A 21,060-nucleotide genomic window follows, 5' to 3' on the forward strand; every position below is an offset into this window, starting at 1 on the left:
ATCCGTATCTTCGAGTGCCCACACAGATTGTCTGATAAATTGTTAAAGAGCAGTTGCGACGCGCTTTAGCGCTCTGTCGCAAGGTGGCGTATATTACGCTTTCCTCTTTCAGAGTCAACCCTCATTTTCAGGTTTTTCTCTTCAACCGGCCCGGCCGTTTGCGTGAAGTGATTCACATCCGCCGTGTCGATGGAGGCGCATTATAGGGATCCCATTTTTTAGCACAAGTGTTTTTTGGATCTTTTTTGCCGAATGCTTGTTTTTCACTCCTTTCGCTACATTCCTGTGCAATTTGGCTGATTTTTGATAGCTAAACCACTTGCACAGTCTCAATAATCCAACCAAAGTCTTCATTACCGCCCTATTTTCATTGAGGTAAACATGTCTGATGTACTACGTCCTTATAAGGATCTTTTCCCACAGATCGGCAAACGCGTCATGATCGATAGTAGTAGTGTTGTCATTGGCGATGCTCGTCTGGCTGATGATGTCGGGATTTGGCCACTGGTTGCGATTCGTGGCGATGTGAACTACGTACAGATTGGCGCCCGTACAAACATCCAGGACGGCAGCGTTCTCCATGTCACGCATAAATCCACGTCTAATCCGCAGGGTAATCCACTGATCGTGGGTGAGGACGTTACGGTTGGTCATAAAGTCATGCTACACGGTTGCATCATTGGCAACCGCGTTTTAGTCGGTATGGGATCGATTTTACTGGATGGCGTAGTCGTAGAAGACGACGTTATGATTGGGGCTGGGAGCCTGGTTCCACAAAACAAACGCCTGGAAAGCGGATATCTGTATCTGGGAAGCCCGGTTAAACAAATCCGCCCACTAACTGATGAAGAGAAAGCAGGCCTACAGTATTCTGCTGACAACTACGTGAAGTGGAAAGATGAGTATTTAGGTCAGGATAACCAGACCCAACCTTGAGAATCTTCCTGCTGGGCCTGGATCAATGCTTCAGCCTCTTCTTCCAGATCCCAGCGATATTCGCGAAAAGTTTCAAGCCACTGTTCAGGCGTGTCGCCGCCAAAGCGATGCGCCAGCGTCTCTCCTTTTATGGCACATTTTAGCTGCATACCATGAACCATCGCCGGGAAGACGACGGAATTAATATCCGCCACCCACTCTTCCCTATCAGGGAATTGAATCGCCTGATTCATGCAGAAAGTTCCTGTTGCAGTGTTTTAATCACAGGCTCAATCTCCGGTAGTACACCATGCCAGAGCAAAACAGCATGTGCCGCTTGCCCCACCAGCATTCCCAAACCATCAGCACAATGTTTTGCACCATGCGATACGCACCAGGAAAGGAACGGAGTATTCCCCTTTTGATAGAACATGTCGTAGCAATAAACCGAAGAATGAATAAGCGATGCAGGAATGGCTGGAACATCACCGCTAATACCACTGGACGTTGCGTTGATGATCAGATCGAAGGTGTAATTATCCAGCTCATCCATTCCTACCGCCTGAACGCTGCCGGTATGGGAGAAGATCTGCGCCAATTCTTCAGCACGTGAGGCGGTGCGATTAACAATAGTCACCGCGCAATCCATAGACAGGAGAGGCAGCAACACGCCACGGGACGCTCCACCAGCCCCAATCAACAGGATACGAGACCCGGGATGAATGAAAGACAAACGCTCAAGATCGCTAAGCAGGCCGATACCATCGGTGTTATCACCCAGTAAACGCCCATCCTCCAGCCGTTTTAGAGTATTGACCGCCCCAGCCAGCGATGCCCGCTCTGTTAGTTCATCAGCACGCGCAAAAGCCTCTTCTTTAAAAGGAACGGTAACATTAGCCCCTTTCCCCCCATCAGCAAAAAAGGCATTGAGCGTATTCACAAAGTTATTGATCGGCGCCAACACCCGACCATAAGAGTGATCAATCTTCAGCTGCTCTGCAAATTGCTGATGAATAAAAGGCGATTTGCTGTGTGCTACCGGATTACCAAAAACAGCATAGGCTTCTTTCATATTACCCCTGTCGAAACTGTTCACCCGTCAAAGCATCTCTGATTTCCGAGGGATTCAAACGTCCGCCGGTATTACCTTCAACCACTGGAAAATCTTCCCCGAACTGCGCTCGTACTTCCTCTACCGTTCTGCAGGGTGCCAGTCCACTCAGATTGGCACTGGTAGAAACTAATGGCTTGCCATAAGCCTGGCACAATGCAACCACCAGCGGGTGATCCGTGACGCGCACGGCGAGCGAATCAAAACGACCGGTTAGCCAACGCGGCGTTGTCGCAGGAGCCGGGAAAACGAAAGTGACAGGGCCAGGCCAGCGAGCGAAAACAGCTTCACGTTGAGCATCGGTGAGCATACTGTCATCAATATACGGTTTGAGTTGATCAAAGCTTGCCGCAATCAAAATCAAACCTTTATCAATTGGACGTTGTTTGAGTTCCAACAGACGCATTACCGCCGTTTCGCTGTCAGGATTGCAACCGACACCAAAAACGGCTTCTGTTGGATAAGCGATGACATTTTCTTGTTGCAGAACCTCTATCGCGGCAGCGATGGGGTCCGTAGGCAGGTTTTTATTCACTTTTTATTCCGCCGGGATCGGCTTTCCACATTGTTTACTGGCACAGAAATGCTTCGCACCCTGCGCGGTTTTCTTTTCGATGAGTAGCGGATAGTGGCACTCTGGACACTCTCCCGCTAACGGTTTGAAGTTAATGACAAACTGACACTCCGGATAGCGATCGCAGGAGTAGAAGGTTTTGCCATAACGTGAACGCCGCTGAACCAAATGGCCCGTCTGGCATTGGGGGCACACTACTGCGGTTTCATCAGGCTTATCGATAAGCTCAGTGTGATCGCAGGCAGGGTAATCACTGCACCCAATAAACATACCGAATCGTCCCTGCCTCAGCACCAGTTCAGCGCCACAAGCAGGGCAGAATTTACCCTCCAGAACTTTGACTATATGTCCGTCCGCAGATGATTTCAGCGGACGGACATAATCGCATTCTGGATAGTGTGAGCAACCAAGAAACGGGCCGTGTTTCCCGGAACGAATAACCAGTTCAGCCCCACATTGTGGGCAGGGCTCGTTTTTACGCACCGTAAACAGTGCTGATTTAGCCATAACAACTCATACTGAATGAAGATTGATTAATGCAGCATACCTTCATTCACTTCAAAGAGTAATTCTTCCATTTGCTGATAGGCATTTTCGCAGCCTGGAATGTTGAACAGAACCATCAGGATCACCCACTTCAGGTCTTCCAGATCAAACTCAGCCGTATCCAGCGCAAGTACGCGCTCTATCACCATTTCTCGCGTTTCGAGGTTTAGCACCTGAATCTGCTCCAGGAATAGCAGGAACCCCCGACAGCTCGCATCCAGCCGATCGCACTCTTCTGCAGTATAAATACGTACAGAAAGGGGATCTGATGCAAGCTGCATAGGTTCTGCAAGGCCGTCCTGATAATCAGCAAGCTTTTCCAGCCACAGTAACGCGTTGTAGATGTCTTCACGATCAAAACCAGCGTCGGTAAGATCCCGTTCCAGTTTGTCCTGATCCACACGCAGCTCAGCTTCGTTATGGATATATGTCTCAAACAAATACATTAGTACGTCGAACATGGCTTGCCCTCCTCAATCGGACATAGCCGCCGGGTACAGCTGCGATCCATCCTGCTAACTCCAGTTCGAGCAGTTGAGCCACTACCTCTGGCACAGGTTGGCCGGCACGTTCAGCGACGACGTCAACAGGTGTTACCTCATCTCCTACGTTAGCCAGGAGCTCTGAAAATGGCAATGCCACCTCTTCGTGATCCGGCGAATAAATTGATTTTTCAGGCTCATCTGGCAGCCATTGCAGCCCATATTGCAAACTTTCCAGTATTTCCTCTGGTGCCGTCACAAGCATGGCTCCCTGCTGAATGAGCCAATGGGGACCTTCACTTCCCGGACTCCCTATCGGTCCAGGCAAAGCAAAAACCTCCCGTCCTTGTTCCAGCGCACAGCGTGCAGTGACTAATGAGCCACTACGCTGTGCCGCTTCAACAACCAGTACTCCCTTACTTAGACCACTAATAATGCGATTTCGTCGGGGAAAATTACGCGGTAAAGGGAGCATATCCAAAGGAAACTCGGACACCAGAGCACCTCCGGCCTCTATCAAACTTTCGGCAAGACGAACATGTCGCCGTGGATATATAGTTTCCAAACCATTTCCCAGTACCGCAATACTGGCCCCGTGTGTGTTTATCGCTGCAGTATGCGCCACACCGTCAATCCCTTTAGCCAGTCCGCTAGTGATCGTCACACCACATGCTGAAAGCTTTTCGCAGAACAACCGCGCCCATCGTTCGCCATACCAGGAGTACTGCCGACTGCCGACAACAGCAACTTGAAATGAGTGAAGACACTCAGGGCGGCCAGCAATGAAAAGTACGCCAGGGTAATCCTCAATAGCACGCAGCTGCGGCGGAAAATACTTGCTGTCGGCAAAAACCAGATGATGATGGGGTAACTCAAGCCAACGCAGCGTTTTTTCCAGTGACTGTTCAGAAAAGGCCAGAAAACGTTCGACCTGGCGAGGAGTGAACCCTGCATGCCGAAGTACCGTATTGTTAATACTCGGTTGAGCGATAAGCCAGCGAGCAGTGCGCACCATCTCATCACCATACAGTTCATTCACTTGTGCTAAACGTAACCAAATCTCAATATGGGTCATCCCTGTTCCCCTGCCACAAGCAGTCCTGGCAATCTTTGCGATTGGTCACTGATGCTGTCAATCAGAGCGGGTTTTGTCTAGAATAGAGGTAATAATCTTTCCAATTCCTGAACACAACTCTGGATAACTATGTCAGTTTTGCAAGTGTTACATATTCCGGACGAGCGTCTTCGCAAAGTCGCAAAGCCGGTTGAAGAAGTGAATGCAGAAATTCAGCGTATCGTTGATGATATGTTCGAAACGATGTACGCCGAAGAAGGTATCGGTCTGGCCGCAACACAGGTCGATATTCATCAGCGCATCATTGTTATTGATGTCTCTGAAAACCGTGACGAGCGTCTGGTACTCATTAACCCAGAGCTGCTGGAAAAAGACGGTGAAACGGGCATTGAAGAAGGCTGCCTGTCTATTCCTGAACAACGTGCATTAGTACCGCGCGCTGAAAAAGTAAAAATTCGTGCGCTCGATCGCGACGGTAAGCCTTTTGAACTGGAGGCCGATGGCCTGTTGGCTATCTGCATCCAACATGAAATGGATCACCTGGTCGGTAAACTGTTTATCGATTATCTGTCTCCGTTGAAGCAACAACGTATTCGTCAGAAAGTTGAAAAACTCGACCGCCTGAACGCCCGAGCTTAAGGACAAGAATCAACGTGTCAGACTCACTACGTATTATTTTTGCGGGTACACCTGACTTTGCAGCGCGTCATCTCGACGCGCTGTTGTCTTCTGGACATAACGTCGTTGGGGTGTTTACCCAACCGGACCGCCCTGCGGGACGTGGTAAAAAGCTGATGCCCAGCCCGGTAAAAGTGCTGGCGGAAGAAAAAGGGATACCCGTTTTCCAACCTGTATCTCTTCGTCCCCAGGAAAACCAACAACTGGTTTCTGATCTGCACGCTGATGTAATGGTGGTGGTGGCATATGGCCTGATTCTGCCAAAAGCCGTACTGGACATGCCGCGTCTGGGTTGCATCAACGTTCATGGTTCTCTGCTTCCACGCTGGCGTGGGGCCGCACCGATCCAGCGTTCATTGTGGGCAGGCGACACCGAAACAGGTGTAACCATCATGCAGATGGATGTCGGTCTGGACACCGGAGATATGCTGCATAAGCTGTCGTGCCCAATTACGGCAGAAGATACCAGCGGTTCGTTATACGATAAGCTGGCAGATTTGGGGCCGCAGGGGCTGATTGAAACGCTAAAACAGCTTGCTGCTGGCACAATAAAACCAGTTGTTCAGGATGAATCTCTGGTTACGCATGCAGAAAAACTCAGCAAAGAAGAGGCACGTATCGACTGGTCGCTTTCGGCCACTCAGTTGGAACGCTGTATCCGCGCCTTTAACCCGTGGCCAATGAGCTGGCTTGAAATCGAAGGTCAGCCAGTGAAAGTCTGGAAAGCTTCTGTTATTGCTGTGAACACACAGTCTGCACCAGGCACCATCCTCGAGGCGACAAAGCAGGGCATCCAGGTCGCAACAGGCGACGGCATCCTGAATCTCATCGCTTTACAGCCTGCCGGTAAGAAAGCGATGAGCGCACAGGATCTGCTCAATTCGCGTCGGGAGTGGTTTGTGCCCGGGAATCGTCTGATCTGACGGTTCATCTCTTTTAAAGCCCGGAGCCTCCGGGCATTTTTATTTTTGCGCTTATGAAAAAACATCTTAATTTACGCAGTATGGCGGCCCAGGCTGTCGAACAGGTTGTCGAAAAGGGCCAATCGTTGAGTAACGTACTGCCCGCCATGCAGCAAAAAGTAGCCGACAAAGATAAGGCGCTGTTGCAGGAACTTTGCTTCGGCGTATTACGCACGCTCTCCCAACTGGAGTGGATGATCCAGCAGCTGATGGAACGTCCAATGACGGGCAAACAGCGCACCGTTCACTATCTGATCATGGTGGGCTTCTACCAGCTACTGCATACCCGTATTCCACCGCACGCTGCGCTGGCTGAGACTGTCGAAGGTGCGGTTGTCATAAAGCGTCCGCAGCTTAAAGGGTTGATCAACGGCGTGTTGCGCCAGTTTCAGCGTCGTCAGGATGAACTGCTGGCCGAGTTCGCGCAAAGCGATTTACGTTTCTTACACCCTTCCTGGCTGGTGAAACGTATTAAGGCCACTTATCCGCAGCAGTGGGAAGCTATTCTTGAAGCCAATAATCAGCGACCACCGATGTGGCTGCGTGTCAATCGTAACCACCATACGCGCGACGCCTGGCTGGACCTGCTTAGCGAAGCAGGATTAACCGGCTTCCCACATCCGGATTATCCGGATGCAGTGCGTCTGGAAACGCCGGCTCCTGTACACGCCCTCCCAGGCTTTGATGAAGGCTGGGTAACCGTCCAGGATGCTTCAGCTCAAGGATGTGTAACTTATCTGTTGCCGGAGAACGGTGAACAGATCCTCGACCTGTGCTGCGCGCCGGGCGGTAAAACGACGCACATTCTGGAAGTTGCTCCGCAAGCTAACGTGATGGCCGTCGATGTCGATGAGAAACGCTTATCGCGCGTTTACGACAATCTGAAACGCCTCGGCATGAAGGCAACCGTAAAACAGGGTGATGGTCGATATCCACAACAATGGTGTGGCGGACAACAGTTTGACCGTATTTTGCTGGATGCTCCGTGTTCTGCCACCGGGGTGATTCGTCGCCATCCGGATATCAAATGGCTGCGCCGCGACCGGGATATTGCCGAACTTGCCCAATTGCAGGCCGAGATCCTGAATGCAACCTGGTTACATCTTAAACCTGGCGGCACGCTGGTTTATGCAACGTGCTCTATCCTGCCAGAAGAAAACCAGCAGCAAATTACCGCCTTCCTGGCACGCACGCCGGATGCGGTATTAAGCGAAACCGGTACGCCGGAAAAACCCGGACGTCAGAATTTACCAAGTGCGGAAGATGGCGATGGCTTCTTTTACGCTAAGCTAATCAAAAAGTGATGAGATAACGGGTCGCGACTGATGAAAATTATCATTCTGGGCGCAGGGCAAGTTGGCGGTACGCTGGCTGAAAACCTGGTCGGAGAAAACAACGATATCACGGTAGTCGATACCAATGGTGAACGCCTGCGCAGCCTGCAGGACAAGTTTGATCTCCGCGTCGTGCAAGGGCACGGTTCACATCCTCGCGTACTGCGTGAAGCTGGGGCCGACGATGCCGATATGCTGGTTGCCGTAACCAGCTCAGATGAAACAAATATGGTTGCCTGCCAGGTAGCTTATTCACTGTTTAATACGCCTAATCGCATCGCCCGTATTCGTTCACCGGATTATGTTCGTGATGCGGACAAGCTATTCCAATCCGATGCGGTACCTATCGATCACCTGATTGCGCCGGAGCAACTGGTTATCGATAGCATTTATCGACTGATTGAATATCCGGGTGCATTACAGGTAGTCAATTTTGCCGAAGGTAAAGTCAGTCTGGCAGTAGTAAAAGCCTATTACGGCGGACCATTGATCGGCAATGCACTGTCGACAATGCGCGAACATATGCCACACATCGATACCCGCGTTGCGGCGATTTTCCGTCATGATCGACCAATCCGTCCACAAGGTTCTACGATCGTTGAAGCGGGTGATGAAGTGTTCTTTATTGCGGCATCACAGCATATTCGCGCCGTAATGAGCGAGCTACAGCGTCTGGAAAAGCCGTACAAGCGTATTATGTTAGTGGGTGGCGGTAATATCGGTGCTGGTCTGGCCCGACGTCTGGAAAAAGATTACAGCGTCAAACTGATCGAGCGCAATCAGCAACGGGCATCCGAGCTTGCGGAGAAATTGCAAAATACGATCGTCTTTTTCGGTGATGCCTCGGATCAAGAGCTGCTGGCTGAAGAACATATTGATCAAGTTGATCTGTTTATCGCAGTGACCAACGATGATGAAGCGAATATCATGTCGGCGATGCTTGCCAAACGGATGGGTGCCAAGAAAGTGATGGTGTTAATCCAACGCAGAGCATATGTCGATCTGGTGCAGGGTAGCGTGATTGATATTGCAATTTCACCGCAACAGGCGACCATCTCCGCGCTGCTCAGTCACGTACGTAAAGCTGACATTGTCGGCGTTTCTTCACTACGCCGTGGCGTCGCGGAAGCCATTGAAGCTGTCGCGCACGGGGATGAAACGACATCTCGGGTTGTCGGTCGCGCAATAGACGAAATTAAACTTCCACCCGGTACCATTATTGGTGCGGTAGTGCGAGGTAACGACGTGATGATAGCCAATGACAACCTGCGTATTGAGCAGGGTGATCACGTTATCATGTTCCTGACAGACAAAAAGTTTATTACTGACGTCGAGCGACTATTCCAGCCAAGTCCTTTCTTCCTGTAATAATTTGGGCGCTAATACAGCGCCCTTTTTATTTCCCTTTATATTTCATGGTCTAATAAATTTTCCTTTCGGCAATACATAAATGGAAATTGCCTAAACATTTGTTAAACTTATAAACGTCAGCTGCATAGGGAGAATAAAATGAGCATTATTAAAGAGTTTCGCGAATTCGCGATGCGCGGGAATGTTGTCGATTTGGCAGTGGGTGTCATTATTGGTGCGGCATTCGGTAAGATTGTTTCATCGCTGGTTGCCGATATCATCATGCCGCCACTGGGGTTGTTAATTGGTGGGATCGATTTTAAACAGTTTGCTTTGACATTACGCGATGCGCAGGGAGACATCCCGGCTGTCGTTATGCATTACGGTGTATTTATTCAGAACGTATTTGATTTCATTATTGTGGCGTTTGCTATCTTTATGGCAATCAAACTGATCAACAAACTGAATCGTAAAAAAGCGGAAGAGCCGGCTGCACCGCCAGCTCCCTCGAAAGAAGAAGTATTGCTGAGTGAAATTCGTGACCTGCTGAAAGAACAAAATAACCGTTCTTAAGCACTCACTGAAACCAGAAGGCCAGTGGTAAAAAAGTGATTCACTTTCTTGCCACTGGCCTCCCAGTTACCCCGATTGCCATGTTTACCTTTACGCAGATAACTACCTTTACCTTTTTTATTCTTCTCAACGCGCTGTCTGAACAGTGGGTCATGCAGAAGCGCCTCAATGGCGTTGTCTTTTATCTGCCCTTTGGTGTGCTGATAACGACTCATAATATCTCCAGTTTGTAGTAATTTACGCCGCGAGTGTAGACCCGGCAGTTCAAGAAATCAACAGCCTGATGTTGTTCCACTGGCGCCTTGCTCAAGAGCTTCAAGAATAGAGCAGTACACGCTGCTGTGTGCCTTGCCGCAGCATGCATCATTCAATCGCTGCAGAGACCGCTGCATCGTCTGAAGTTCGGCAATACGTGCTTCGACTTCTTGCAGTCTTTCCTGGACGATCCCTTTTGATTCCTGACAGGTATGGTGTTCGGGATCAACACGGATCGAAAGCAATTCCCGGATCGACTCCAGAGTGAAACCAAGCTGGCGGGCATAACGAATAAACTTCAGGCGCTGAAGATCGCTTTCTGTATAGAGGCGAAATCCGCCTTCAGTACGCACTTCATGCTCCATCATCTGCTGCTTTTCATAGTAGCGGATAGTATCTGGCGTCACGTCAGCCAGTTTCGCTATTTCACCAATTCGGTACATGCTCTCTCCGCTATTCATCGTTGATCTTTTTTAGCAGCTTATCTGCGTAGTCACCGCGCAAAAACTCGGTGCTGAGTCCAGCCTGCCGAAGTTTAAGTTCCAGCAGCGACAGTCTTCGGCTCACCTCCGGATAACTTGGATCATCTTTGCGGATCCCCGCGAGTATTTCAAGCAGCTGTATTGCTTCTCTGCGTTGCTCGAGCTCAGGAGGGAGGCAACCTGCATTTTTTAATAAACGGTATCCGGCTCGGAGTTCAGGCGGGACATGGGAGTCATCGTCAAGAGTCAGCGGTTCGCCCGTTCCCGGTAAATCATCAAACTCACCTTTAGATTGTGCATCAATAATATGGCGCTCTGCCCACTGGTCCAGTAACCACATACAACACTCCAGGGGATGAACAAAAAGAGTACAGATATTGTAGATAAGTGGGGATATGACGGATATAAAAAAACCCGCCGAGGCGGGTTTTTTTACGTTACTACAGATTACTCTGCAGCAGCTTCTGTTTTCTCTGAACGATCAACCAGCTCGATGTATGCCATCGGCGCGTTGTCGCCTGCACGGAAACCACACTTCAGAATGCGAGTGTAACCACCGGCGCGGCTCGCGAAACGCGGGCCCAGTTCGTTAAACAGTTTTGCCACGATCTCGTTATCACGAGTGCGGGCGAATGCCAGACGACGATTAGCTACGCTATCAGTCTTGGCAAGAGTAATCAGCGGCTCAACTACGCGACGCAGCTCTTTCGCTTTCGGCAGAGTCGTCTTGATGATTTCATGACGAACCAGTGAACCTGCCATATTGCGGAACATAGCCTGGCGATGGCTGCTGTTGCGGTTCAGTTGACGACCACTCTTACGATGGCGCATGACCTTATCCTTCTCAGTAAAACCTTAACCTGTGATCCGGTTACTCGTCAGCGATGCTTGCCGGTGGCCAGTTTTCCAGGCGCATGCCCAGAGACAGTCCACGGGAAGCCAGCACGTCTTTAATCTCGGTAAGAGATTTTTTACCAAGGTTAGGCGTCTTAAGAAGCTCAACCTCAGTACGCTGTACCAGATCACCGATATAGTGGATAGCTTCTGCTTTGAGGCAGTTAGCAGAGCGGACAGTCAATTCCAGATCGTCAACAGGGCGCAGCAGGATCGGATCGAATTCTGGTTTCTCTTCTTTAACTTCCGGCTGACGTACATCACGTAAATCAACGAAAGCTTCCAGTTGTTCAGCCAGAATGGTCGCCGCACGACGAATCGCCTCTTCAGGATCGATTGTGCCGTTGGTTTCCATTTCGATGACCAGCTTGTCCAGGTCGGTACGCTGTTCTACACGCGCTGCTTCAACATTGTAGGCAATACGCTCTACAGGGCTGTAGCATGCGTCGACCAGCAGACGGCCGATTGGGCGCTCATCTTCTTCCGAATGAATTCGGGTAGAAGCCGGCACATAACCACGACCGCGCTGAACTTTGATACGCATGCTAATAGATGCATTCTCATCGGTCAGGTGGCAGATCACGTGCTGTGGCTTGACGATTTCGACATCCCCATCATGGGTAATGTCGGCTGCAGTCACAGGGCCAATGCCAGATTTATTCAAGGTAAGAATAACGTCATCTTTACCCTGAACTCTCACCGCCAGCCCTTTCAGGTTGAGCAGGATTTCCAGGATATCTTCCTGAACGCCTTCTTTGGTGCTGTACTCATGTAGTACACCATCAATCTCAACCTCGGTCACCGCGCAACCCGGCATCGATGAGAGCAGAATACGGCGCAGTGCGTTACCCAAAGTATGGCCAAAGCCACGCTCTAAAGGCTCAAGGGTCACCTTGGCGTGCGTCGAACTCACTTGCTCGATATCTACCAGGCGCGGTTTTAGAAACTCTGTCACAGAACCCTGCATTGTGTCCTCTCTTTGGTACTAAGCTTTACTTGGAGTAAAGCTCGACGATCAGGTGTTCGTTAATGTCCGCAGACAGATCAGAACGCTCCGGCTTACGCTTGAACGTACCTTCCATCTTGCCAGCATCAACTTCCAGCCAGGTTGGCTTTTCACGCTGCTCAGCCAGCTCCAGAGCGGCTTTCACGCGAGACTGCTTCTTCGCTTTCTCACGAATGCTAACAACGTCATTCGGACTAACCTGATAAGAAGCGATGTTAACAACACGACCGTTTACCATAATTGCTTTATGGCTGACCAGCTGACGTGCTTCTGCACGAGTGGCACCGAAGCCCATACGGTATACAACGTTGTCCAGACGACCTTCCAGCAGACCCAACAGGTTTTCACCGGTGTTGCCTTTCAGACGCGCTGCTTCTTTGTAGTAGTTACGGAACTGACGCTCCAGCACACCGTAGATACGGCGAACTTTTTGCTTTTCACGCAACTGCACACCATAGTCAGACAGACGCGGTTTACGCGCACCGTGCTGGCCAGGAGCTTGTTCAATTTTACACTTGGTATCGATCGCGCGAACGCCAGACTTAAGGAATAAGTCAGTGCCCTCACGACGGCTCAGCTTGAGCTTAGGACCCAAATATCTTGCCATTTTCTTTCTCCAACAATCCTAGAAACGACAGCGTTATACGCGACGTTTTTTCGGCGGACGACAACCGTTATGAGGGATCGGAGTCACATCAGTAATATTAGTGATGCGGAAACCAGCGGCGTTCAGAGCACGAACAGTAGATTCGCGACCTGGACCCGGTCCTTTGACCATAACTTCCAGATTCTTGATACCGTATTCTTTTACGGCTTCAGCGCAACGCTCTGCTGCAACCTGAGCTGCAAACGGAGTGGATTTGCGAGAACCACGGAAACCGGAACCACCGGCTGTTGCCCAACCCAGTGCGTTACCCTGACGATCAGTAATGGTAACGATGGTGTTGTTAAAAGAAGCATGGATATGAGCCACGCCGTCAGAGACTTGTTTTCTTACACGTTTACGTGCACGAATTGGTGCCTTTGCCATTATTCAATCACCCCGATTATTTCTTGATCGGTTTGCGCGGACCCTTACGGGTACGTGCGTTGGTCTTGGTACGCTGACCGCGAACCGGGAGACCACGACGATGACGCAAACCGCGATAGCAACCAAGATCCATAAGGCGCTTGATGCTCATGCTAACTTCACGGCGCAGATCACCTTCAACGACAAATTTGGCAACTTCGTCACGCAGCGTGTCGATTTGTTCTTCAGACAGCTCACTGATCTTAACATCTTCAGCGATACCCGCGGCAGCCAGAATGGCTTTAGAACGGGTCTTGCCGACGCCGTAGATCGAAGTTAATGCGATCACAGCATGTTTCTGATCAGGAATGTTAATGCCTGCTATACGGGCCACTATGCACTCCTACTATTTAATATGTACGCACCATGCTGAAAAGCCCGTTTTCAGGATACTCAAATGGAAACGCACAGACATACAAAAGATTGGCTGGCTAATCTAGCCAGCTCAACCCAACTTTGCAAGAAAAATATGCGAATAAATCAGCCTTGGCGCTGTTTATGCTTCGGCTCGGCACTGCAAATCACACGGATGACACCATCACGCTTAACGATTTTGCAGTTACGGCATAATTTCTTGACGGAAGCACGAACTTTCATTTTTACTCTCCGTAACTTCTCGGGCGACTGTTAACGGCCGTAGCCTTTCAGATTCGCCTTCTTCAATGCAGACTCGTACTGACTTGACATCATCAGAGTTTGCACTTGAGCCATAAAGTCCATAATCACGACAACAACGATAAGCAGTGAGGTCCCACCGAAGTAGAACGGTACTTTCATTGCATCACGCATGAACTCCGGGATCAGGCAGATAAAGGTAATGTAGAGCGCACCAACCAGAGTCAGGCGGGTCATTACTTTATCGATATACTTCGCCGTTTGCTCTCCCGGACGAATTCCTGGTACAAATGCACCGGACTTCTTCAGGTTATCTGCTGTTTCACGCGGGTTGAAAACCAACGCCGTATAGAAGAAACAGAAGAAGATGATTGCAGACGCATAGAGTAACACATAAAGCGGTTGCCCAGGCTGCAAATACAGCGAAATTGTTGTCAGCCAGTTCCAACCAGTCCCGCCCCCGAACCATGACGCGATGGTCGCCGGGAACAGAATAATACTGGAAGCGAAGATTGCCGGGATTACCCCCGCCATATTCACTTTCAGCGGTAAATGTGTGCTCTGTGCAGCATAGACACGACGACCTTGCTGACGTTTCGCGTAGTTTACCACAATGCGGCGTTGACCACGCTCAACAAATACAACAAAGAACGTCACTGCGAATACTAATACTGCAACCAACAGCAACACGAGGAAGTGCAGGTCGCCTTGACGCGCTTGCTCGATAGTATGGGCAATGGCTGGCGGGAGTCCCGCGACAATACCGGCGAAGATAATGATTGAGATACCGTTGCCGATACCACGTTCAGTAATCTGTTCACCCAACCACATCAGGAACATCGTCCCTGTAACCAGACTTACAACAGCAGTGAAATAGAATGCAAAGCCTGGGTTCATCACCAGGCCCTGCATACCAGGCATATTCGGCAGACCGGTAGCAATACCGATCGACTGGAATATAGCCAGCACCAGAGTACCGTAACGGGTGTACTGGCTGATCTTACGACGACCAGACTCCCCTTCTTTCTTAATTTCTGCCAGCGTTGGATGAACCACCGTCAGCAGCTGGATAATGATCGACGCCGAAATATACGGCATGATCCCCAGAGCAAAGATAGAAGCACGGCTGAGTGCACCACCAGAGAACATGTTAAACATTTCAATGATGGTGCCTCGCTGTTGCTCAAGCAGTTTGGCAAGTACAGCGGCATCAATACCAGGGATCGGAATGAAAGAGCCAATACGGAACACAATCAGCGCGCCGATTACAAACAGCAGTCTGCGTTTCAGCTCGCCTAAGCCACCTTTGGCACTTTGAAAATCTAATCCCGGTTGTTTAGCCATCTGCTACTTATTCCTCGATTTTACCGCCAGCAGCTTCGATAGCAGCACGAGCGCCTTTAGTAACACGCAGGCCACGAACAGTTACCGGAGTAGTGACTTCACCAGCCAGGATCACTTTCGCGAACTCGATCTGGATACCGATAATGTTGGCTGCTTTCAGCGTGTTCAGGTCTACAACACCGCCTTCAACTTTAGCCAGGTCAGACAGACGAACTTCGGCTGTAATCGCTGCTTTACGTGAAGTGAAGCCGAATTTCGGCAGACGACGGTACAGAGGCATCTGACCACCCTCGAAACCGCGACGTACGCCACCGCCAGAACGAGACTTCTGACCTTTGTGACCACGACCACCGGTTTTACCGAGGCCAGAACCGATACCACGACCCAGGCGGCGAGCCGCTTTTTTAGAGCCTTCGGCCGGAGACAGAGTATTTAAACGCATCTCTTACTCCTCAACTTTAACCATGAAGGAAACCGCGTTGACCATACCACGAACAGCAGGAGTATCCTCGCGCTCTACGGTGTGACCAATACGACGCAGACCCAGGCCAAGCAGCGTTGCCTTGTGTTTCGGCAGACGACCGATTGCACTGCGGGTTTGAGTAATTTTAATAGTCTTTGCCATGGTTTATTTCCCCAGAATTTCTTCAACGGATTTACCACGCTTGGCAGCGACCATTTCCGGAGATTTCATATTTTCCAGACCATCGATAGTTGCACGAACCACGTTAATCGGGTTAGTGGAACCATACGCTTTAGCCAGAACGTTACGAACTCCAGCGACTTCCAGAACGGCGCGCATTGCACCACCGGCGATGATACCGGTACCTTCGGAAGCCGGCTGCATGAAGACACGAGAACCCGTGTGAGTACCCTTAACCGGGTGCTGCAGGGTGCCGTGGTTCAGCGCGACGTTAATCATATTGCGACGGGCTTTTTCCATCGCTTTCTGGATCGCTGCTGGAACTTCACGCGCTTTACCGTAACCAAAACCAACGCGACCGTTACCATCACCAACTACAGTCAGAGCTGTGAAGGAGAAAATACGACCACCTTTAACGGTTTTAGATACGCGGTTAACCGCGATCAGCTTTTCCTGCAGTTCGCCAGCTTGTTTTTCGATGTGAGCCATCTTACACCTCTACCTTAGAACTGAAGGCCAGCTTCACGGGCAGCATCTGCCAGTGCCTGGACACGACCATGATATTGGAACCCGGAACGGTCAAAGGATACATCTTTGATGCCTTTTTCCAGAGCGCGTTCAGCAACAGCTTTACCTACAGCTGCAGCAGCGTCTTTGTTACCGGTGTACTTCAATTGTTCAGCGATAGCTTTTTCTACAGTAGAAGCAGCTACCAGAACTTCAGAACCGTTCGGTGCAATTACCTGTGCGTAAATATGACGCGGGGTACGATGTACCACCAGGCGAGTTGCACCCAGCTCCTGGAGCTTGCGGCGTGCGCGGGTCGCACGACGGATACGAGCAGATTTCTTATCCATAGTGTTACCTTACTTCTTCTTAGCCTCTTTGGTACGCACGACTTCGTCGGCGTAACGAACACCCTTGCCTTTATAAGGCTCAGGACGACGGTAGGCGCGCAGATCTGCTGCAACCTGACCGATCAGCTGTTTATCAGCGCCTTTCAGCACGATCTCAGTCTGAGTCGGACATTCTGCAGTGATTCCCGCAGGCAGCTGATGGTCAACTGGGTGAGAGAAACCTAAAGCCAGGTTTACTACATTCCCTTTAACCGCTGCACGATAACCTACACCAACCAGCTGAAGCTTCTTAGTGAAGCCTTCGGTAACACCGACAACCATTGAGTTCAGCAGGGCACGCGCGGTACCAGCCTGAGCCCATCCATCTGCGTAACCATCACGCGGACCGAAGGTCAGTGCATTATCTGCATGATTTACTGCAACAGCATCGTTGAGAGTACGAGTCAGCTCGCCGTTTTTACCTTTGATCGTAATAACCTGACCGTTGATTTTTACATCAACGCCGGCAGGAATAACGACCGGTGCTTTAGCAACACGAGACATTTTTTCCTCCGATTAGGCTACGTAGCAGATAATTTCGCCACCAAGACCAGCCTGGCGCGCTGCACGATCAGTCATAACACCTTTAGAGGTAGAAACAACTGCGATACCCATGCCAGCCATAACTTTCGGCAGCTCGTCTTTACGCTTATAAATGCGCAGACCTGGGCGACTGACACGCTGAATGCTTTCTACAACAGCTTTACCCTGGAAATACTTGAGAGTAAGTTCCAGTTCCGGCTTGGTGTCGCCTTCAACTTTAAAATCTTCAATAAAACCTTCTTCCTTCAGCACGTTGGCAATTGCCACTTTCAGCTTGGAGGAAGGCATGGTGACCGCAGCTTTATTCGCGGCCTGACCGTTACGGATACGGGTCAGCATATCCGCGATCGGATCTTGCATGCTCATCTGTCTTTACTCCCGTGATTCAATTGGTAATTACCAGCTAGCCTTTTTCAAGCCTGGTACTTCACCGCGCATGGCGGCTTCACGCAGTTTGATACGGCTCAACCCGAACTTGCCCACATAGCCATGCGGACGACCTGTTTGACGGCAGCGGTTACGCTGACGGGACGGGCTGGAATCACGCGGCAGAGACTGCAGCTTGAGAACTGCGTTCCAACGATCTTCGTCGGTCGCGTTCACATCAGAGATAATAGCTTTCAGTTCAGCGCGTTTTGCGAAGTACTTATCAGCTAAAGCTACGCGCTTTACTTCGCGTGCTTTCATTGATTGCTTAGCCATTCAGTAACCCTACCTTACTTGCGGAACGGGAAGTCAAAGGCAGCCAGCAGAGCACGGCCTTCTTCGTCAGATTTCGCAGTAGTGGTAATGGTAATATCCAAACCACGCACGCGGTCGACTTTATCGTAGTCGATTTCTGGGAAGATGATCTGCTCACGGACACCCATGCTGTAGTTACCACGACCGTCGAAAGACTTAGCGGACAAGCCACGGAAGTCACGGATACGTGGAACAGCAATAGTGATCAGGCGCTCAAAGAACTCCCACATGCGTTCGCCACGCAGAGTTACTTTACAGCCGATCGGATAGCCCTGACGGATTTTGAAGCCTGCAACAGATTTGCGTGCTTTGGTGATCAGCGGTTTTTGACCGGAGATTGCTGTCAGGTCAGCTGCTGCGTTATCCAGCAGTTTCTTGTCAGCGATCGCTTCACCAACACCCATGTTCAGGGTGATCTTCTCGACCCGAGGGACTTGCATGACAGAATTGTAGTTAAACTCAGTCATGAGTTTAGCGACTACTTCGTCTTTGTAGTAATCATGCAGTTTCGCCATCGTACTACTCCAAATTACTTGATAGTTTCGCTGTTAGATTTAAAGAAACGGACTTTTTTGCCGTCTTCGAATCTAAAGCCTACACGGTCAGCCTTGCCGGTTGCCGCGTTGAAGATAGCAAGGTTAGAGATCTGAATAGCTGCTTCTTTCTCTACGATGCCGCCTGGTTGGTTCAGGGCCGGAACCGGCTTCTGATGTTTCTTAACCAGGTTGATACCTTCAACAATGACCTTGCCGGAAGACAGGACATTCTTAACTTTACCGCGTTTACCTTTATCTTTACCGGTTAACACGATAACTTCGTCATCACGACGGATCTTCGCTGCCATGATTCGCTCCTTAGAGTACTTCTGGTGCCAGAGAGATAATTTTCATGAACTTCTCGTTACGAAGTTCACGAGTTACCGGCCCAAAAATACGCGTACCGATAGGTTGCTCGCTGTTATTGTTTAAAATAACGCATGCATTTCCATCGAAGCGAATGACAGAACCGTCCGGGCGACGAACACCCTTCTTGGTGCGCACCACTACCGCCTTCAGCACATCACCTTTTTTGACCTTACCACGCGGAATTGCTTCCTTGATGGTGATCTTGATGATATCGCCGACGCCTGCGTAGCGACGGTGCGAGCCACCCAGAACCTTGATACACATTACGCGACGTGCACCGGAGTTGTCGGCGACGTTCAGCATAGTCTGTTCTTGGATCATTTTAGTGCTCCGCTAATGTCAACTACTACTGAGACCCGAAAATCAGGTCGTTAAAAAAGCCCCATATCGGGGGCGCGGCATTATAACACCGCTTCAACGATATGGGTAGAAAAAATAAACGGCTCATCGCTGAGCCGTTTATTCGTTGAGAATGCCTACTGTATTACAGAACGGCTTTCTCTACAACGCGAACCAGCGTCCAGGACTTGGTCTTGGACAGCGGACGGCATTCGCGGATTTCAACCACGTCACCAGTACCGCATTCGTTGTTCTCGTCATGTACGTGCAGTTTGGTCGTACGCTTAATGAATTTACCGTAGATCGGGTGTTTCACAAAACGTTCGATAGCAACAACGATGGATTTCTCCATTTTATCGCTAACAACGCGACCTTGCAGAGTACGGATTTTATCGGTCATTACGCACCCGCCTTCTCAGTCAGTAAAGTCTTAACGCGTGCGACATCACGACGCACTTGCTTCAACAGGTGAGACTGTTGCAGCTGGCCACTTGCAGCCTGCATACGCAGGTTGAACTGCTCACGCAGCAGATTCAGCAGCTCGGTGTTCAGCTCTTCAACACTCTTCTCACGCAGCTCTTTTGCTTTCATTACATCACCGTCTTAGTTACAAAGGTGGTTTTAATCGGCAGTTTCGCTGCTGCCAGCTTGAATGCTTCACGGGCCAGCTCTTCCGGTACGCCGTCCATTTCATACAGGACTTTACCCGGCTGAATCAAGGCAACCCAATACTCTACGTTACCTTTACCTTTACCCATACGCACTGCCAGCGGCTTTTCAGTGATCGGTTTGTCCGGGAATACACGGATCCAGATCTTACCTTGACGCTTAACTGCACGGGTCATAGCACGACGTGCTGCTTCGATCTGACGGGCAGTCAGACGACCACGGCCAACAGCTTTCAGACCGAAGCTGCCGAAGCTAACATCCGCGCCAGCAGCCAGACCGCGGTTACGGCCTTTGTGCATTTTACGGAATTTTGTACGCTTTGGTTGTAACATCAGCGACGCTCCTTATTTACGGCCTTTACGCTGCTGCTTTTTAGGTTGAGCAGCCGGTTTTTCCGGTTGTTCAACAGCAGCCATACCACCCAGGATCTCGCCTTTGAAGATCCACACTTTAACGCCGATTACACCGTAAGTGGTGTGCGCTTCAGAGGTGTTGTAGTCGATGTCAGCACGCAGAGTGTGCAGAGGTACGCGACCTTCGCGGTACCATTCGGTACGTGCGATTTCCGCGCCGCCCAGACGGCCGCTAACTTCAACTTTGATACCTTTAGCGCCCAGACGCATTGCGTTCTGTACAGCACGCTTCATAGCACGACGGAACATAACGCGACGTTCCAGCTGAGAAGTGATGCTGTCAGCAACCAATTTTGCGTCCAGTTCAGGCTTACGCACTTCGGCGATATTGATCTGAGCAGGAACGCCAGCAATATCCGCTACGACTTTGCGCAGTTTTTCTACGTCTTCGCCTTTCTTACCGATAACGATACCCGGGCGAGCAGTGTGAATAGTCACACGGATGCTCTTAGCCGGACGCTCGATAACGATACGAGATACAGACGCTTTCGCCAGTTCCTTAGTCAGGTACTGACGTACTTTAAAATCGCTGTCCAGGTTGTCAGCGAATTCTTTGGTGTTCGCAAACCAGGTTGAGTTCCATGGTTTTACAATACCCAGGCGAATACCATTAGGATGTACTTTCTGACCCATTGCTAGTCTCCAG

The 21,060-nt window shown here is 50.2% G+C and carries 36 protein-coding genes; 6 read left to right on the plus strand and 30 right to left on the minus strand.

Translation table 11 applies throughout. The features are described from left to right. Nucleotides 1-381 precede the first annotated feature (381 nt). On the plus strand, nt 382-936 hold the full coding sequence (locus tag OGY19_RS10345; protein ID WP_048213512.1) for a gamma carbonic anhydrase family protein: 555 nt from the start codon (nt 382-384) through the stop codon (nt 934-936). Here OGY19_RS10345 and OGY19_RS10350 read toward each other — a convergent pair. Genes OGY19_RS10350 through dprA form a run of 6 tightly spaced genes read right to left on the minus strand, consistent with a single transcriptional unit; the run spans nt 912 to nt 4,703 of the window. Beyond that, nucleotides 912-1,169 (minus strand): DUF1488 family protein, encoded by a 258-nt coding sequence (locus tag OGY19_RS10350; RefSeq protein WP_061068716.1) that lies wholly within the window; start codon nt 1,167-1,169, stop codon nt 912-914. The two genes, OGY19_RS10345 and OGY19_RS10350, sit on opposite strands and share 25 nt — an antisense overlap. Then, nucleotides 1,166-1,987 (minus strand): shikimate dehydrogenase, encoded by an 822-nt coding sequence (aroE, locus tag OGY19_RS10355; protein WP_061068717.1) that lies wholly within the window; start codon nt 1,985-1,987, stop codon nt 1,166-1,168. Before aroE ends, OGY19_RS10350 begins: the two co-directional genes overlap by 4 nt. A 1-nt stretch (nt 1,988) precedes the next feature. After that, complete coding sequence (gene tsaC / locus OGY19_RS10360) at nt 1,989-2,561, minus strand: L-threonylcarbamoyladenylate synthase type 1 TsaC (protein ID WP_048213515.1); 573 nt, start codon at nt 2,559-2,561, stop codon at nt 1,989-1,991. A gap of 3 nt (nt 2,562-2,564) precedes the next feature. After that, entirely contained in the window at nt 2,565-3,107 is a 543-nt protein-coding gene (locus OGY19_RS10365; RefSeq protein ID WP_048213516.1) for a DNA topoisomerase family protein, read from the minus strand. Between the two features lie 26 nt (nt 3,108-3,133). Next, complete coding sequence (gene smg, locus OGY19_RS10370; protein ID WP_005134083.1) at nt 3,134-3,607, minus strand: DUF494 family protein Smg; 474 nt, start codon at nt 3,605-3,607, stop codon at nt 3,134-3,136. Next, on the minus strand, nt 3,579-4,703 hold the full coding sequence (gene dprA, locus OGY19_RS10375) for a DNA-protecting protein DprA (RefSeq protein WP_048213517.1): 1,125 nt from the start codon (nt 4,701-4,703) through the stop codon (nt 3,579-3,581). Before dprA ends, smg begins: the two co-directional genes overlap by 29 nt. Before the next feature lie 129 nt (nt 4,704-4,832). On the opposite strand from dprA, the gene def reads away from it, so the two are divergent. From def to mscL, 5 genes are all read left to right on the plus strand, one after another. Continuing rightward, entirely contained in the window at nt 4,833-5,342 is a 510-nt protein-coding gene (def, locus tag OGY19_RS10380; RefSeq protein ID WP_040232019.1) for a peptide deformylase, read from the plus strand. Between the two features lie 14 nt (nt 5,343-5,356). Further along, nucleotides 5,357-6,304 carry a methionyl-tRNA formyltransferase gene (gene fmt, locus OGY19_RS10385; RefSeq protein WP_061068718.1) on the plus strand — a complete coding sequence of 316 codons (948 nt, stop codon included), beginning with the start codon at nt 5,357-5,359 and terminating at the stop codon, nt 6,302-6,304. Nucleotides 6,305-6,357: 53 nt separating this feature from the next. Next, complete coding sequence (rsmB, locus tag OGY19_RS10390; RefSeq protein ID WP_115601381.1) at nt 6,358-7,647, plus strand: 16S rRNA (cytosine(967)-C(5))-methyltransferase RsmB; 1,290 nt, start codon at nt 6,358-6,360, stop codon at nt 7,645-7,647. A gap of 21 nt (nt 7,648-7,668) precedes the next feature. Further along, nucleotides 7,669-9,045 carry a Trk system potassium transporter TrkA gene (trkA, locus tag OGY19_RS10395; RefSeq protein ID WP_115601380.1) on the plus strand — a complete coding sequence of 459 codons (1,377 nt, stop codon included), beginning with the start codon at nt 7,669-7,671 and terminating at the stop codon, nt 9,043-9,045. Between the two features lie 141 nt (nt 9,046-9,186). Then, nucleotides 9,187-9,600 carry a large-conductance mechanosensitive channel protein MscL gene (gene mscL, locus OGY19_RS10400; protein WP_003031152.1) on the plus strand — a complete coding sequence of 138 codons (414 nt, stop codon included), beginning with the start codon at nt 9,187-9,189 and terminating at the stop codon, nt 9,598-9,600. On the opposite strand, the gene arfA is transcribed toward mscL, so the two are convergent. The 24 genes from arfA to rpsC form a co-directional block, all read right to left on the minus strand. Then, nucleotides 9,597-9,815 (minus strand): alternative ribosome-rescue factor ArfA, encoded by a 219-nt coding sequence (arfA, locus tag OGY19_RS10405; RefSeq protein WP_048213520.1) that lies wholly within the window; start codon nt 9,813-9,815, stop codon nt 9,597-9,599. The genes mscL and arfA overlap by 4 nt on opposite strands. Nucleotides 9,816-9,872: 57 nt before the next feature. Next, nucleotides 9,873-10,298, minus strand: a complete 426-nt coding sequence (zntR, locus tag OGY19_RS10410) for a Zn(2+)-responsive transcriptional regulator (RefSeq protein ID WP_003031145.1) — start codon at nt 10,296-10,298, stop codon at nt 9,873-9,875. A gap of 10 nt (nt 10,299-10,308) precedes the next feature. Continuing rightward, on the minus strand, nt 10,309-10,677 hold the full coding sequence (locus tag OGY19_RS10415; RefSeq protein ID WP_003845236.1) for a DnaJ family domain-containing protein: 369 nt from the start codon (nt 10,675-10,677) through the stop codon (nt 10,309-10,311). Nucleotides 10,678-10,784: 107 nt separating this feature from the next. Next, entirely contained in the window at nt 10,785-11,168 is a 384-nt protein-coding gene (gene rplQ / locus OGY19_RS10420; RefSeq protein WP_001216370.1) for a 50S ribosomal protein L17, read from the minus strand. Between the two features lie 40 nt (nt 11,169-11,208). Then, entirely contained in the window at nt 11,209-12,198 is a 990-nt protein-coding gene (locus OGY19_RS10425) for a DNA-directed RNA polymerase subunit alpha (protein WP_003031139.1), read from the minus strand. 25 nt (nt 12,199-12,223) lie between these two features. Beyond that, nucleotides 12,224-12,844, minus strand: a complete 621-nt coding sequence (gene rpsD, locus OGY19_RS10430) for a 30S ribosomal protein S4 (RefSeq protein ID WP_003031138.1) — start codon at nt 12,842-12,844, stop codon at nt 12,224-12,226. A gap of 33 nt (nt 12,845-12,877) precedes the next feature. Then, the gene (gene rpsK / locus OGY19_RS10435) at nt 12,878-13,267 is read right to left on the minus strand and encodes a 30S ribosomal protein S11 (RefSeq protein WP_003031137.1); all 390 of its coding nucleotides are present in this window, start codon (nt 13,265-13,267) and stop codon (nt 12,878-12,880) included. 16 nt (nt 13,268-13,283) lie between these two features. Continuing rightward, the gene (gene rpsM / locus OGY19_RS10440; protein ID WP_003031135.1) at nt 13,284-13,640 is read right to left on the minus strand and encodes a 30S ribosomal protein S13; all 357 of its coding nucleotides are present in this window, start codon (nt 13,638-13,640) and stop codon (nt 13,284-13,286) included. A 146-nt stretch (nt 13,641-13,786) separates the two neighbouring features. After that, nucleotides 13,787-13,903, minus strand: coding sequence for a 50S ribosomal protein L36 (rpmJ, locus tag OGY19_RS10445; protein WP_000868187.1), 117 nt, complete (start codon nt 13,901-13,903; stop codon nt 13,787-13,789). Nucleotides 13,904-13,933: 30 nt separating this feature from the next. Next, nucleotides 13,934-15,265, minus strand: a complete 1,332-nt coding sequence (gene secY / locus OGY19_RS10450) for a preprotein translocase subunit SecY (RefSeq protein ID WP_001118864.1) — start codon at nt 15,263-15,265, stop codon at nt 13,934-13,936. Nucleotides 15,266-15,272: 7 nt separating this feature from the next. Beyond that, complete coding sequence (gene rplO, locus OGY19_RS10455; protein WP_003031132.1) at nt 15,273-15,707, minus strand: 50S ribosomal protein L15; 435 nt, start codon at nt 15,705-15,707, stop codon at nt 15,273-15,275. A gap of 3 nt (nt 15,708-15,710) precedes the next feature. Continuing rightward, nucleotides 15,711-15,890 carry a 50S ribosomal protein L30 gene (rpmD, locus tag OGY19_RS10460; protein ID WP_001140434.1) on the minus strand — a complete coding sequence of 60 codons (180 nt, stop codon included), beginning with the start codon at nt 15,888-15,890 and terminating at the stop codon, nt 15,711-15,713. 3 nt (nt 15,891-15,893) lie between these two features. Next, the gene (gene rpsE, locus OGY19_RS10465) at nt 15,894-16,397 is read right to left on the minus strand and encodes a 30S ribosomal protein S5 (RefSeq protein WP_003031131.1); all 504 of its coding nucleotides are present in this window, start codon (nt 16,395-16,397) and stop codon (nt 15,894-15,896) included. Nucleotides 16,398-16,411: 14 nt separating this feature from the next. Next, a complete protein-coding gene (gene rplR / locus OGY19_RS10470) occupies nt 16,412-16,765 on the minus strand; it encodes a 50S ribosomal protein L18 (RefSeq protein ID WP_000358960.1) in 354 nt (117 codons plus the stop codon). A 9-nt stretch (nt 16,766-16,774) separates the two neighbouring features. Continuing rightward, nucleotides 16,775-17,308: a 50S ribosomal protein L6 gene (rplF, locus tag OGY19_RS10475; RefSeq protein WP_048213523.1), complete on the minus strand. Its 534-nt coding sequence runs from the start codon at nt 17,306-17,308 to the stop codon at nt 16,775-16,777. Between the two features lie 12 nt (nt 17,309-17,320). Then, entirely contained in the window at nt 17,321-17,713 is a 393-nt protein-coding gene (gene rpsH / locus OGY19_RS10480) for a 30S ribosomal protein S8 (RefSeq protein ID WP_003031127.1), read from the minus strand. A gap of 30 nt (nt 17,714-17,743) precedes the next feature. After that, entirely contained in the window at nt 17,744-18,049 is a 306-nt protein-coding gene (rpsN, locus tag OGY19_RS10485) for a 30S ribosomal protein S14 (RefSeq protein WP_003031125.1), read from the minus strand. A gap of 14 nt (nt 18,050-18,063) precedes the next feature. Continuing rightward, nucleotides 18,064-18,603 carry a 50S ribosomal protein L5 gene (gene rplE, locus OGY19_RS10490; RefSeq protein WP_003031123.1) on the minus strand — a complete coding sequence of 180 codons (540 nt, stop codon included), beginning with the start codon at nt 18,601-18,603 and terminating at the stop codon, nt 18,064-18,066. A gap of 14 nt (nt 18,604-18,617) precedes the next feature. Continuing rightward, complete coding sequence (gene rplX / locus OGY19_RS10495) at nt 18,618-18,932, minus strand: 50S ribosomal protein L24 (protein ID WP_003031122.1); 315 nt, start codon at nt 18,930-18,932, stop codon at nt 18,618-18,620. Between the two features lie 10 nt (nt 18,933-18,942). Further along, the gene (rplN, locus tag OGY19_RS10500; RefSeq protein ID WP_000613954.1) at nt 18,943-19,314 is read right to left on the minus strand and encodes a 50S ribosomal protein L14; all 372 of its coding nucleotides are present in this window, start codon (nt 19,312-19,314) and stop codon (nt 18,943-18,945) included. Between the two features lie 163 nt (nt 19,315-19,477). Then, nucleotides 19,478-19,732 (minus strand): 30S ribosomal protein S17, encoded by a 255-nt coding sequence (gene rpsQ / locus OGY19_RS10505; RefSeq protein ID WP_003031120.1) that lies wholly within the window; start codon nt 19,730-19,732, stop codon nt 19,478-19,480. Then, entirely contained in the window at nt 19,732-19,923 is a 192-nt protein-coding gene (rpmC, locus tag OGY19_RS10510) for a 50S ribosomal protein L29 (RefSeq protein WP_000644742.1), read from the minus strand. Before rpmC ends, rpsQ begins: the two co-directional genes overlap by 1 nt. Continuing rightward, nucleotides 19,923-20,333: a 50S ribosomal protein L16 gene (rplP, locus tag OGY19_RS10515; protein ID WP_000941208.1), complete on the minus strand. Its 411-nt coding sequence runs from the start codon at nt 20,331-20,333 to the stop codon at nt 19,923-19,925. Before rplP ends, rpmC begins: the two co-directional genes overlap by 1 nt. Before the next feature lie 12 nt (nt 20,334-20,345). Further along, complete coding sequence (gene rpsC, locus OGY19_RS10520) at nt 20,346-21,047, minus strand: 30S ribosomal protein S3 (protein WP_000529945.1); 702 nt, start codon at nt 21,045-21,047, stop codon at nt 20,346-20,348. Between the last annotated feature and the right edge of the window lie 13 nt (nt 21,048-21,060).

It is taken from the genome of Citrobacter sp. Cy070, from assembly GCF_030332245.1.
In the GTDB taxonomy this organism is placed as follows: Bacteria; Pseudomonadota; Gammaproteobacteria; order Enterobacterales; family Enterobacteriaceae; genus Citrobacter; species Citrobacter youngae.

Excerpts from the sequence above, each read along its gene's own strand:
- OGY19_RS10345 (WP_048213512.1), top strand. The coding sequence starts at position 382 with ATGTCTGATGTACTACGTCCTTATAAGGATCTTTTCCCACAGATCGGC.
- OGY19_RS10350 (WP_061068716.1), bottom strand. The coding sequence starts at position 1,169 with ATGAATCAGGCGATTCAATTCCCTGATAGGGAAGAGTGGGTGGCGGAT.
- aroE (WP_061068717.1), bottom strand. The coding sequence starts at position 1,987 with ATGAAAGAAGCCTATGCTGTTTTTGGTAATCCGGTAGCACACAGCAAA.
- OGY19_RS10365 (WP_048213516.1), bottom strand. The coding sequence starts at position 3,107 with ATGGCTAAATCAGCACTGTTTACGGTGCGTAAAAACGAGCCCTGCCCA.
- smg (WP_005134083.1), bottom strand. The coding sequence starts at position 3,607 with ATGTTCGACGTACTAATGTATTTGTTTGAGACATATATCCATAACGAA.
- dprA (WP_048213517.1), bottom strand. The coding sequence starts at position 4,703 with ATGACCCATATTGAGATTTGGTTACGTTTAGCACAAGTGAATGAACTG.
- def (WP_040232019.1), top strand. The coding sequence starts at position 4,833 with ATGTCAGTTTTGCAAGTGTTACATATTCCGGACGAGCGTCTTCGCAAA.
- rsmB (WP_115601381.1), top strand. The coding sequence starts at position 6,358 with ATGAAAAAACATCTTAATTTACGCAGTATGGCGGCCCAGGCTGTCGAA.
- trkA (WP_115601380.1), top strand. The coding sequence starts at position 7,669 with ATGAAAATTATCATTCTGGGCGCAGGGCAAGTTGGCGGTACGCTGGCT.
- mscL (WP_003031152.1), top strand. The coding sequence starts at position 9,187 with ATGAGCATTATTAAAGAGTTTCGCGAATTCGCGATGCGCGGGAATGTT.
- arfA (WP_048213520.1), bottom strand. The coding sequence starts at position 9,815 with ATGAGTCGTTATCAGCACACCAAAGGGCAGATAAAAGACAACGCCATT.
- zntR (WP_003031145.1), bottom strand. The coding sequence starts at position 10,298 with ATGTACCGAATTGGTGAAATAGCGAAACTGGCTGACGTGACGCCAGAT.
- OGY19_RS10415 (WP_003845236.1), bottom strand. The coding sequence starts at position 10,677 with ATGTGGTTACTGGACCAGTGGGCAGAGCGCCATATTATTGATGCACAA.
- rplQ (WP_001216370.1), bottom strand. The coding sequence starts at position 11,168 with ATGCGCCATCGTAAGAGTGGTCGTCAACTGAACCGCAACAGCAGCCAT.
- OGY19_RS10425 (WP_003031139.1), bottom strand. The coding sequence starts at position 12,198 with ATGCAGGGTTCTGTGACAGAGTTTCTAAAACCGCGCCTGGTAGATATC.
- rpsD (WP_003031138.1), bottom strand. The coding sequence starts at position 12,844 with ATGGCAAGATATTTGGGTCCTAAGCTCAAGCTGAGCCGTCGTGAGGGC.
- rpsK (WP_003031137.1), bottom strand. The coding sequence starts at position 13,267 with ATGGCAAAGGCACCAATTCGTGCACGTAAACGTGTAAGAAAACAAGTC.
- rpmJ (WP_000868187.1), bottom strand. The coding sequence starts at position 13,903 with ATGAAAGTTCGTGCTTCCGTCAAGAAATTATGCCGTAACTGCAAAATC.
- secY (WP_001118864.1), bottom strand. The coding sequence starts at position 15,265 with ATGGCTAAACAACCGGGATTAGATTTTCAAAGTGCCAAAGGTGGCTTA.
- rplO (WP_003031132.1), bottom strand. The coding sequence starts at position 15,707 with ATGCGTTTAAATACTCTGTCTCCGGCCGAAGGCTCTAAAAAAGCGGCT.
- rpmD (WP_001140434.1), bottom strand. The coding sequence starts at position 15,890 with ATGGCAAAGACTATTAAAATTACTCAAACCCGCAGTGCAATCGGTCGT.
- rpsE (WP_003031131.1), bottom strand. The coding sequence starts at position 16,397 with ATGGCTCACATCGAAAAACAAGCTGGCGAACTGCAGGAAAAGCTGATC.
- rplR (WP_000358960.1), bottom strand. The coding sequence starts at position 16,765 with ATGGATAAGAAATCTGCTCGTATCCGTCGTGCGACCCGCGCACGCCGC.
- rplF (WP_048213523.1), bottom strand. The coding sequence starts at position 17,308 with ATGTCTCGTGTTGCTAAAGCACCGGTCGTTATTCCTGCCGGCGTTGAT.
- rpsH (WP_003031127.1), bottom strand. The coding sequence starts at position 17,713 with ATGAGCATGCAAGATCCGATCGCGGATATGCTGACCCGTATCCGTAAC.
- rpsN (WP_003031125.1), bottom strand. The coding sequence starts at position 18,049 with ATGGCTAAGCAATCAATGAAAGCACGCGAAGTAAAGCGCGTAGCTTTA.
- rplE (WP_003031123.1), bottom strand. The coding sequence starts at position 18,603 with ATGGCGAAACTGCATGATTACTACAAAGACGAAGTAGTCGCTAAACTC.
- rplX (WP_003031122.1), bottom strand. The coding sequence starts at position 18,932 with ATGGCAGCGAAGATCCGTCGTGATGACGAAGTTATCGTGTTAACCGGT.
- rplN (WP_000613954.1), bottom strand. The coding sequence starts at position 19,314 with ATGATCCAAGAACAGACTATGCTGAACGTCGCCGACAACTCCGGTGCA.
- rpsQ (WP_003031120.1), bottom strand. The coding sequence starts at position 19,732 with ATGACCGATAAAATCCGTACTCTGCAAGGTCGCGTTGTTAGCGATAAA.
- rpmC (WP_000644742.1), bottom strand. The coding sequence starts at position 19,923 with ATGAAAGCAAAAGAGCTGCGTGAGAAGAGTGTTGAAGAGCTGAACACC.
- rplP (WP_000941208.1), bottom strand. The coding sequence starts at position 20,333 with ATGTTACAACCAAAGCGTACAAAATTCCGTAAAATGCACAAAGGCCGT.
- rpsC (WP_000529945.1), bottom strand. The coding sequence starts at position 21,047 with ATGGGTCAGAAAGTACATCCTAATGGTATTCGCCTGGGTATTGTAAAA.